At 35.2% G+C, this 11,579-nt stretch carries 6 protein-coding genes; all 6 read left to right on the top strand.

Annotated features, from left to right (window positions below):
• Positions 1–10 precede the first annotated feature (10 nt).
• On the top strand, positions 11–1,930 hold the full coding sequence (locus tag R1T42_RS07730; protein WP_317289922.1) for a glycosyl hydrolase family 16: 1,920 nt from the start codon (positions 11–13) through the stop codon (positions 1,928–1,930).
• A gap of 19 nt (positions 1,931–1,949) precedes the next feature.
• Entirely contained in the window at positions 1,950–2,795 is an 846-nt protein-coding gene (locus tag R1T42_RS07725) for a glycoside hydrolase family 16 protein (RefSeq protein ID WP_317289921.1), read from the top strand.
• Positions 2,796–2,914: 119 nt separating this feature from the next.
• Positions 2,915–6,376, top strand: coding sequence for a hypothetical protein (locus R1T42_RS07720; protein WP_317289920.1), 3,462 nt, complete (start codon positions 2,915–2,917; stop codon positions 6,374–6,376).
• A 72-nt stretch (positions 6,377–6,448) separates the two neighbouring features.
• A complete protein-coding gene (locus R1T42_RS07715; protein ID WP_317289919.1) occupies positions 6,449–7,732 on the top strand; it encodes a glycosyl hydrolase family 17 protein in 1,284 nt (427 codons plus the stop codon).
• A 52-nt stretch (positions 7,733–7,784) separates the two neighbouring features.
• Entirely contained in the window at positions 7,785–9,233 is a 1,449-nt protein-coding gene (locus tag R1T42_RS07710; RefSeq protein WP_317289918.1) for a glycoside hydrolase family 30 protein, read from the top strand.
• A gap of 5 nt (positions 9,234–9,238) precedes the next feature.
• Positions 9,239–11,578, top strand: coding sequence for an MFS transporter (locus R1T42_RS07705; protein WP_317289917.1), 2,340 nt, complete (start codon positions 9,239–9,241; stop codon positions 11,576–11,578).
• Position 11,579: the final 1 nt, after the last annotated feature.

Here is an 11,579-nt window from a genome sequence, read left to right as displayed (position 1 = left end):
GATAATAGAAATGAAAAATTCAAAAATTAATTTTTTAAAAGTTTCTTTATTACTAGCGGTATTCTCATTAACCATTAGTTGTGAAAGAGATTTATCAGACGATGTAGCTGCTGCTACTTTTTCTAAGACAGGAGAAATTTTTACTGATACACCTATCGGATTGGGTAGTGATTTTTATTTCCCATACTCAGATTCAAAATTTACTGCCTTTTCTGTTGATAACAATGAAGGTTATCAAAGTGCAGCGTCTATAAGAATTGATGTGCCTAACGATAATGATCCAGAAGGAGCTTATGCCGGTGGAATTTTTAGAATTGATGGCGCGGGAAGAGATTTGACGGAATACGATGCTCTAACTTTTTGGGCGAAAGCATCGCAAGGCGTAACGATTGGCGAATTAGGTTTTGGAGAGGATTTTTTAGAGAACCGATTTGTTGCAACTAGAACCGATATTAGTATCGGTACTAATTGGAGTAAATATATTGTACCTATTCCAGATCCTTCAAAATTAACTCAAGAACGTGGTATGTTAAGATATGCTGCAGGAACTCAAGGAACTGGTGGATCTGGATATACTTTATGGATTGATGAACTGAAATTTGAAAAGTTAGGTACTATAGCTCAACCTAGGCCTTCCATCGTAAACGGACAAGACGTTACTGCAAGTTCATTTACAGGTGTAACAACTCCAGTAACTGATTTAATGCAAACCTTTAATATAGCTTCTGCTGGTGATGTGTCAGTAGTGACAGCACCTGCTTATTTTGAGTTCAACTCTTCAGATACTAATGTTGCAACGGTTGACGCTTCTGGTATTATAAGTGTAATAACATCCGGTACTAGTGAGATTACGGCTACTCTAGGTGAAAATGATGCTTCTGGTTCCATAACAATTAATTCCTTAGGTAATTTTATTCTAGCACCTACACCTACAAGAAGTCCTGCTAATGTGATTTCAATTTTTAGCGATACTTATACTAATGTGCCTGTAGATTTTTATAATGGCTTTTGGGAACCATTTCAAACTACCTTATCGGCTGATTTTGTAGTTAATGGTGATAATATTTTAAACTACACAAACTTCAATTTTGTGGGGAATCAATTTGCAAACCCAACAGTTGATGCTACTGAAAAGTCCAACTTACATTTAAATATGTACATACCTGGTAGTGTTCCAGCAGGTCTAGATTTCTTAATATCTATAGTTGATTTTGGTCCTGATCAGGTTGATGGTGGTGGAGACGATACACGCCAACAAATATTTTTTAATAGCTCTGATTTTACTGCAGATACTTGGGCAACACTTGAAATTCCAATTACTCTTACTCAAAGAAATAACATCGGACTTATTATATACGAGACCGTTAATTTTTCTGTACTACCTAACTTTTATTTAGACAATATCTATTTCTATGGAGAACCTACATCACCTACCACGGCGGCGGCAATTCCATCAGATGCCGCATCTAATGTGATTTCACTCTACAGTGATGCTTATACAGATGTAGCGGTGGATACGTTTAGAACGCCATGGTCATCAACACCTACGGTACTCACTGATGAAGTAGTTGCAGGTGATAATATAAAGAAATATACTTCATTAGGATTTGCTGGTATTGAAACTATTTCAAGTACTGTAGACGCCAGTGCCATGACACATTTAAGAATAGACACTTGGTCTGCAAACTATTCATCTTTTGCTATCAAATTGGTTGACTTAGGAGCAGATAATACGATAGGTACACCAGATGATTCTGAACATGAGATTACCATTTCTAATCCAGCAACAGGACAATGGGTGAGCCATGATATACCACTGACAGACTTTACCGGATTATTAAACACTTCAAATATAGGTCAGTATATAATTGTAGCTCAGCCTTTTGAAAGTGCAGATGTTTATATCGATAATTTATACTTCCGTAATTAATAGGAGAAAGACAAGAATTATGAAATTAAAAAAAAATCACACCATGTATAAACTATCTGTTCTATCCATAGCTGTAAGTTTTGTACTATTAGGCAATAGCTGTTCAACAGATGAAAAGCAAACAGTGACTACGTTAAAAAACTTAGTCCTTTCAGATGAGTTTGATGTAGATGGAGCTCCAGACCCAACTTTATGGGGATTTGATATCGGTAATGGTGCAGACCAAGGTATACCAGGATGGGGAAATAACGAATTACAATATTATACCGATCGTACAGAAAATGTAAACGTTGAAAATGGTATGCTAAAAATAACAGCTCTTCAAGAGAATTTTCAAGGTGCTGGATTTACATCTGCTAGAATGCTAACCAAAGGAAAGTATCAAAGAAAATTTGGTCGTTTTGAAGCTAGGATTAAACTACCATGGGGACAAGGTATCTGGCCTGCCTTTTGGATGTTAGGAGATGATGCAAACGGGACGCAAATATGGCCTCAAATAGGGGAAATTGATATCATGGAATACCGTGGTCAGGATCCTACAATTGTTTTGGGTAGTGTACATGGACCAGGCTATTCTGGTGGTAATGCTGTTACTAAATCCTATGATCTCGTAAATGATCGATTTGATACAGACTTTCACATTTTTGGTATAGAATGGGGACCAGATTACATTAATTATTATGTCGATGATGTGCTGTACAATCAGATTACGCCAGATGATGTGAATGGAGAATGGGTTTTTAATGATAACGACTTCTACATTATTATGAATCTTGCAGTAGGTGGTTCTTTTGTAGGAGCTCCAACTCAACAAACGGTTTTTCCTCAAACTATGTATGTGGATTATATACGCATCTACGAGTAAATAATAACATATTGATTTAAGATTTTGCATGACGCTTTCGCGAAAGCGGAATCATCAATAGCATCTTTTATTTTAATCAATTTCAAATTCTAATAGCAGTTTTACTATAATTTAAAATAATGACCAATAAAGAAATATATCTAGGAAATCTAAAAGCCACTTCTCAAAATAATGAAGTAAAAGGTGAGCTAGTCGATTTTCAAAATGAGAAATATTATAAAATAAGTAATCATGATGCGATGCGACCATTTTTTATGAGCATTGTAAGCGATTCAAATCACTGGATGTTTATCTCTAGTAATGGTGGTCTTACCGCAGGTCGTAAAAACAGTGACGCTGCATTATTCCCATACTATACCGATGATAAAATTACAGAGTCTAATGATATAACAGGAAGTAAAACGATTATTAGACTTCATAAAGAAGATCGGGATTTACTATGGGAACCTTTCTCAAATAGATATACTGGGATTTATAAAACCTCGCGTAATTTATATAAAAATGTATATGGTAATAAGTTGGTTTTTGAAGAAATCAACCATGATTTGAACATAACCTATCGATACTCATGGAACTCCAGTGATATCTATGGTTTTGTGAAAAAGTCTGAGATCATTAATGGTAGTTCAGATAAAGTGAAAATGACTGTTCTAGATGGTTTGCAAAACTTACTTCCTGCAACAGTAGGAGAGGATTTACAAAAAGCATCTAGTAATTTAGTTGATGCTTATAAACGTTCTGAACTTAAAGAAGAAACAGGAGTTGGTATTATTGCACTTAGCGCTGTGATTGTAGATAAAGCAGAACCTAGTGAGGCACTTAAGGCAAATATTGTGTGGTCTTTAAATGTAGATAATCCTACTTATTTATTATCCAGTCTTCAACTAGATAGTTTTAGAAAAGGTTTCAATGTTCTTGGAGAGACTGATATAAAGGCAGAGAAAGGTGCTTATTTCACAATTTCAGAAATGGAAATTTCTGGAAACAATAGTAAGGAATGGTATTACATGGCAGACGTTAATAAGAATATTGTCTCTATTAATGATATTTCAAAACTGATTGAGACAGATGCAAATCTCATCAACAAGATTAAAGAAAACATAGAATTAGGTTCGCAAAAACTTATCAATCTTATAGCAGCGTCAGACGGATTGCAATTAACTGCAGATCCATTGACTAATAACCGACACTTTGCAAACACGATGTTTAATATCATGCGAGGTGGGATTTTTGATAACAACTACGCTATTGAAAAAGATGATTTTGAAGAATATTTAAAAGCAGCAAATAGAAAGGTTTATAATGACTGTATAGACTTGCTTAAAGAGCTACCAGATACATTTAATCACGATCTTATAACAAAGATTGCTTATTCAAGTAATCATGCAGATTTTAAAAGGTTAGTTATAGAATATCTGCCACTTAAATTTAGTAGGAGACATGGTGATCCTAGTCGCCCATGGAATAAGTTTTCAATCAATACTCGTAGTGAAGTAGATGGGTCAAAAATCTTGGACTATGAAGGTAACTGGCGTGATATTTTCCAGAACTGGGAAGCATTGGCACATTCCTATCCAGAGTTTATAGATGGAATGATTCATAAGTTCTTAAATGCAACCACGTTTGATGGTTATAACCCATATAGAGTTACTAAAGGAGGATTTGATTGGGAAGTTATAGAAGAAGATGATCCATGGTCTTATATAGGATATTGGGGTGATCACCAGATCATTTATTTACTTAAGTTCTTAGAGTTTATTAAAGATTACTATCCTGGTAAGTTGGATAGCTTCTTAAATGAAGATCTATTTGTATATGCAAACGTTCCTTATAAAATTAAGGAGTATGCAGATATCTTAAAGAACCCTAAAGACACCATAGACTTCGATTATCGTTTACAAGAAGTCATAGAAGAAAGAAGAGAAGAAGTAGGAGCAGATGGTGCGTTATTAAGAGACACATCAGGTCATGTTTATAGAGTAAATCTAGTTGAAAAATTACTAGCAACGGTTCTTGCTAAAGTTTCTAATCTTATCCCTGAAGCTGGTATATGGTTAAACACTCAACGTCCAGAATGGAACGATGCAAATAATGCGCTGGTAGGAAACGGAGTTTCCATGGTAACATTATATTACCTAAGACGTTTCTTAAACTACTTTAATGACTTCATTAAAAATGCTGATTTTGAAACTACTGCAGTTTCTCAGGAGCTAGAAGTATTTTTTGCAGGTGTAAGCAAGACCTTAAAGGATCATCATGGATTACTTGATGGCGCTATGAATGATACACAACGTAGAGCTGTTCTAGATGGTGTTTCCCAACCAGCAAGTAACTATAGAACTGGAATTTACAACAACAACTTCTCAGGTGATAAAAAAGAAATTTCAAAAAGTAGCGTACTAGAATTTATAGAAACTACTTTAAAATACTTAGACCACAGTATAGACGCAAATAAACGTGCAGATGGCATGTACCATGCCTATAATCTGATGACCATAGAAGATAATGGAGACGTAAGTGTTTCTTACTTATCTGAAATGTTAGAAGGTCAGGTAGCAGTATTAAGTTCTGGTTACTTAAACTCTAAACAGGCACTTGAGGTAATGGATGGATTAAAATCCAGCGCACTATTTAGAGAAGACCAGTACAGCTATATCCTGTACCCTAATAAAGATTTACCTGGATTTGAGGAGAAGAATATAATACCTCAAGAACTGGTTGCAAAGTCACAATTACTGCAGCAGCTTCTTAAAAACGGTAATCAACAAATAGTAGTTCAAGATAATACTGGAGACTATCACTTCAATGCTAACTTTAATAACGTAAACAGTCTTAAAAAAGCACTGAAGAATTTATCTAATGGCGATTATAAAGACTTAGTTCAAACCGAACAAAGACAACTAGAGAAAACTTTTGAAGCGGTTTTTAATCATAAAGCCTTTACCGGTAGGTCGGGTACATTCTTCGGCTATGAAGGATTAGGTTCTATATACTGGCATATGGTTTCTAAACTATTGCTTGCAGTACAAGAGTGCTGTTTAAAAGCAGTTAATGAAGGTGCTAACGATAAGATCATCGGGAAAATGTTTGATCACTATTTTGAGATTCAAGCAGGAATCGGAGCTCATAAATCACCAGAATTGTATGGTGCGGTACCTACAGATCCATATTCACATACGCCAGGTACAAAAGGTGCTCAACAACCAGGAATGACTGGGCAGGTTAAGGAAGATATCTTGAGCCGTTTTGGCGAGCTAGGTCTCGTGGTTACTAAAGGTATGCTTTCTTTTAAACCTAGCATGTTGCGCAAACTGGAGTTTTTAAAAACTAATCAAGACTTTAATTATGTAGATGTAAATCAAAAGAAGCAATCTATAAAAGTCAATACAGGATCACTGGCATTTACATATTGTCAGGTGCCAGTTATCTATACCCAAAGCATTGCTGAAAATATCCTAGTTATGTTCACTGATGGTGATCAAATAACTTTTGATGGACTGAGCCTAGATAGAAAAACAAGTGAAATGTTATTTCAACGCGCACATAAAATTAAGGTTATAAAAGTAAATCTGAATAAGTAAAAAATAAGATGGATGATTAGTTATCGCTTTCGCGAAAGCGATAACTAATCATCTTAATAATTAAAACTAGTTATGAAGTTTCATATCACATCTTTATTTATCATGTTGTTGGTTTTTATGACAGCATGCAAAGATGTTAATGAAAATAAACCTCTAGTAACAGAAGCAAATACAATGACAGCAAGTGCTATCTTATCTAATCCAGATTATCTAGCGATCTCATACGGTGGTTACCGCAGTACTTCTAGAGATGTACAGCCATCAATGATGCAAATCAAGAATGATATGAAGATTCTTGCAGCTATGAATGTAAAAATCCTGCGTACTTATAACATGCAATTACCTATGGCTACAAACGTGGTTAAAGCGATTGACGAGTTAAAAAGAGAGCAACCAGATTTTGAAATGTATGTCATGCTGGGTGCATGGATAGATTGTAAAAATGCTTGGACGGCAACAGAGCCAGATCACAATATAGAAAGTGAAAATAATGCTGCAGAGATTGATCGTGCAGTACAATTAGCGCAACAGTATCCAGATATAATTAAAATTATAGCAGTAGGAAATGAGGCAATGGTAAAATGGGCGACAAGTTATTATGTGCAACCTGCCGTGATTCTTAAATGGGTAAATCATCTTCAAAACCTTAAGAAAAAAGGAGAACTTTCTAAGGATTTATGGATTACTAGCTCTGACAACTTTGCTTCATGGGGTGGTGGAGAGGACGTATATCATACGGCAGAATTAAATCAATTAATTAAAGCCGTAGATTATATCTCGATGCATACTTACCCTATGCATGACACTCATTATAATCCAGTTTTTTGGGGCAACTCTCCTGAAGAAAATACACTTTCTAAAGGACAAAAAGTAGAGAAGTCGATAGAGAGGTCATTAGCTTATGCGATTGATCAATATGATCGTGTATATGAATATATGAAGTCTATAGGTGTTGATAAGCCAATTCACATAGGTGAAACCGGATGGGCAACATATTCTAGTGGATTATATGGTAACAATGGATCAAAAGCCACTGATGAGTACAAGTCTGGACTGTACTATCAATCAATCCGAGAATGGACCAGAAAGAATAAAATCGCCTGCTTTTACTTTGAGGCTTTTGATGAGCAATGGAAGGATGCTGCAAATCCTCAAGGCTCAGAGAATCATTTTGGACTATTTACTATTAATGGAAAAGTTAAATATGGTCTTTGGGATCTAGTGGATGAAAATGTATTTGAAGGTCTGACTAGAAATGGTTACTCCATTTCTAAAACTTATGATGGTAATAAATCACAACTTATGAAAGCTGTCCAATTACCTCCAGTAAAATCAAATTTTAAAGGATATGAATAGATGTAAAAACATAGCATCCTCTTTATTAGTAGCTGCTATAATCTGTACGACTATGAGCTGTAAAGAAGAACAAGGTACACTTAATGTTGAGGTCTATGAGACATCTGCAACAGGTAATAATTTAACTCGTGTTACACCTTTTGAAATAAAGGACAGTACCACTGTTATAACTATAAATGAAAATATTACTTACCAGAAGATTACTGGTTTTGGTGGTGCATTTACAGAAAGTTCTGCCTATTTACTAAATCGATTAAGTAAAAAAAATAAAGACTCTATAATTGACGCCTATTTTTCAAATAGAGGTGCAAATTACTCACTAACACGCACGCATATGAATAGTTGTGATTTCTCATTATCACAATATTCTTATTCGCCTGTTGTCGATGATATGGAGTTAGAGCACTTCACTATACAAGAAGATCGCGATGACTTAATTCCAATGATTAAGGATGCCATGGCAGCTTCTGATGATGGATTTAAAATATTTGCATCACCATGGACTGCAGCGCCGTGGATGAAAGATAACAACCATTGGGTTGGTGGTAAATTATTGCCTAAGTATTATGATACATGGGCTTTATTCTTTTCAAAATATATTGATGCTTACGAGGCTGAAGGTATTCCGATATGGGGCTTTACAGTAGAAAATGAACCACATGGGAATGGCAATAATTGGGAAAGTATGCATTACACACCACAAGAAATGACTGACTTTGTCCAGCATCATTTAGGTCCTAAACTTGAAAAAGATGGCTATGGTGATAAAATTATTTTAGGATATGACCAGAATAGAGCTGGAATAAAGGAATGGGTAGACGTTATGTATAAGGATGAGGCTTCATCAAAATATTATGATGGTACAGCCATTCATTGGTATGAAAGTACCTATGATTATTTTCCAGAAGATTTGCAATATGCACATAACAAAGCGCCAAATAAATATCTGATTGAGACTGAAGGTTGCGTGGATTCACAAGTTCCAGAATGGAGAAATGATCAGTGGTATTGGTCTAAAGAATCTACGGATTGGGGCTGGGATTGGGCAAGAGAAGAAGATAAACATTTACATCCTAAATATGCTCCAGTAAATCGTTATGCCCGTGATATCATAGGTTGTTTGAATAATTGGGTAGACGGTTGGGTAGATTGGAATATGGTTTTAGATCGTCAAGGTGGACCTAACTGGTTCAAAAACTGGTGTGTAGCACCTGTAATTGTAGATCCAGAAAATGATGAGGTTTATTTTACACCTCTTTATTACACAATGGCACATTTTAGTAAGTACATACGTCCAGGAGCTGTAGTAATTGATGTTCAAAATACAGATAAAGACCTTATGGTTACCGCTGCAAAAAATCCAGATGGTACGATTGCTTTTGTGATTTTTAATGAGGGAATGAAAAATAAAAACTATGAATTACGCTTCCGCGAAAGCGTGGTTAATATCAACTTAGGTCCACAAAGCTTACAAACTGTCATTATACCAACTAAAAACTAATTCATATGTCTACTACTATAAATAAAGTTCCATTTGGTCAAAAATTAGCCTTTGGAGTAGGGATGTTTGCTAATCAAATGTTTCCGGCAATTTTGGGGATTTTTATGGTGGTACTGGTTGAAGACTTAAAATTTACTGGATTGATGTGGGGAATGATATATTTATTTCCACGACTTTTAGATGCTATTACCGATCCTATAATGGGTTTTATATCTGATAATACAAAATCTAGATGGGGAAGACGACGTGTCTATGTTTTAATTGGGTCAATTATAATGGGTGTTGCTTATATTTTTATGTGGCAACTATTTAAAGAAAATTCTTTAGAATATAACTTTTGGTATTTCTTTTTCTGGTCAATTATATTCTACTTAGGTCTTACTTTTTTTAGTGTGCCATATGTAGCAATGGGTTACGAAATGAGTGATGATTTTCATGAACGTACTAACATCATGGCTGTTGCCCAATGGATAGGGCAATGGGCTTGGGTTATTGCTCCATTGTTTTGGTTAATAATGTACGATCCTGAATGGTTCCCATCTGCCGACGTTGCAGCACGTGAACTGGCAATTTGGGTGGCTATTCCTTGTGCTATTTGTGCAATGATTCCTGCTCTTTTTATTAAAAGTGAATCGACACTCAATGAAGATTATGAGCCGTTAAATTTATCAAATATCGGTGGTAGCTTAACAAAAATAAGAGACAGTTTTAAAGAAGCCTTCAAGATTAAAGAATTTAGAAAGTTATGTTTATCGACGTTTTTTATATTTAATGCTTTCAATACGGTTGCGTCACTTACGTTTTTTGTTATTGTTTACAAACTGTTCAATGGTGACGCAGGAGCATCAGGTGTTTGGGTTTCATTATTTGGCTGCTTAGGTGCTTTAGGTACTACTTTTATTGTGATTCCTATTGTAACAGCGCTTTCTAAAAAATTAGGTAAGAAGAAAGCTTTTATGATTTGTCAGAGCATATCGATTTTAGGGTACCTAATGCTTTACTTCTTGTTTATTCCTGGTAAACCGTGGTTGTATATATTAGCATTACCGTTTTTCTCATTTGGTATAGGTAGTTTATTTACCATTATGATGTCTATGACCGCCGACGTGATAGATATAGATGAACTTAATACGGGAAAAAGAAGAGAAGGAACCTTTGGAGCAATTTACTGGTGGATGGTAAAAGTTGGGTATGCAATAGCTGGAGCATTAAGTGGCGGAATTATTTGGTTAGTAGGCTTTGATTCTGATCTGGCAACCATAGAACAGCAAGGTGCAGTTGATGGATTACATGCATTTTTCTGTTTTTTCCCTATGCTAGGAACCTTGGCTGCCATGTTTATAATGCGCAATTATGATGTGACTGAAAAAAGAGCTAGTGAAATTAGATCACAATTAGATAAACGTAAGAGTCTTAATAATGGGGTAAATACTTCTTTTTATGGTTTAAATAAGTTAGAATCTTTAATGTCTTTAAAAGGTAAAAGCTCTTATTTAACTGATGTTAAAGATGATATTTCTCTAGACGAATTGAAATCAGCTTTCCAAAAATCTCTAAGCTCAAAGCTTCATGGTATATGTTTTAGTCCTTATAGAGAAGGACAAAATGTAAACCAGCGGTTAAGTGGCACTCAAATCGATGAGCGAATGGAAGTTATAGCTCCATACACTTCTTGGATACGTTCATTTTCTAGTAGAAATGGAAATGAGTTAATTCCTCTTTCTGCTCGTTCAAAAGGTCTTAAATCAATGATAGGAGCATGGGTTAGTGGCAACGAGGCTCAAAATAATTTAGAAATCGAGAGTTTAATAGACCTAGCTAAAAAAGGTCAAGTTGACATTGCGGTGGTAGGTAATGAGGTACTTCTGAGAGATGAATTACCCATGGAAGTCATAATTGATTATCTTAAACGAGTTAAAAAAGCTCTTCCTAATACTCCTGTAGGGTATGTTGATGCTTATTATCAATTTGTGGATCACCCAGAACTTATAGAGATATGCGATGTCTTATTGATCAATTGTTATCCATTCTGGGAAGGTTGTGCAATAGGGAAATCTACTGCTTATCTTAATGAGATGTATGAAATGGTGAAACAAGTGGCCGGAGAAAAACCAATTATTATTACAGAAACAGGTTGGCCTAATGAAGGATCAGAAAATCTAGAAGCAGTTCCATCTATGATTAATGCAATGAAGTATTTTGTAAATATTACTAACTGGTCTAAAGATAAAGGAGTAGAAATGTTTTACTTCTCATCGTTTGATGAATCATGGAAAGTTCATCAGGAAGGTGATGTAGGAGCAAGATGGGGAATATGGGATAAGGACGAAAACTTTAAATATTAAA

The sequence above is a fragment of the Nonlabens ulvanivorans genome (assembly GCF_032922765.1).
Lineage (GTDB): Bacteria > Bacteroidota > Bacteroidia > Flavobacteriales > Flavobacteriaceae > Nonlabens > Nonlabens ulvanivorans.
This window is presented reverse-complemented; position numbering and strand designations above follow the sequence as displayed.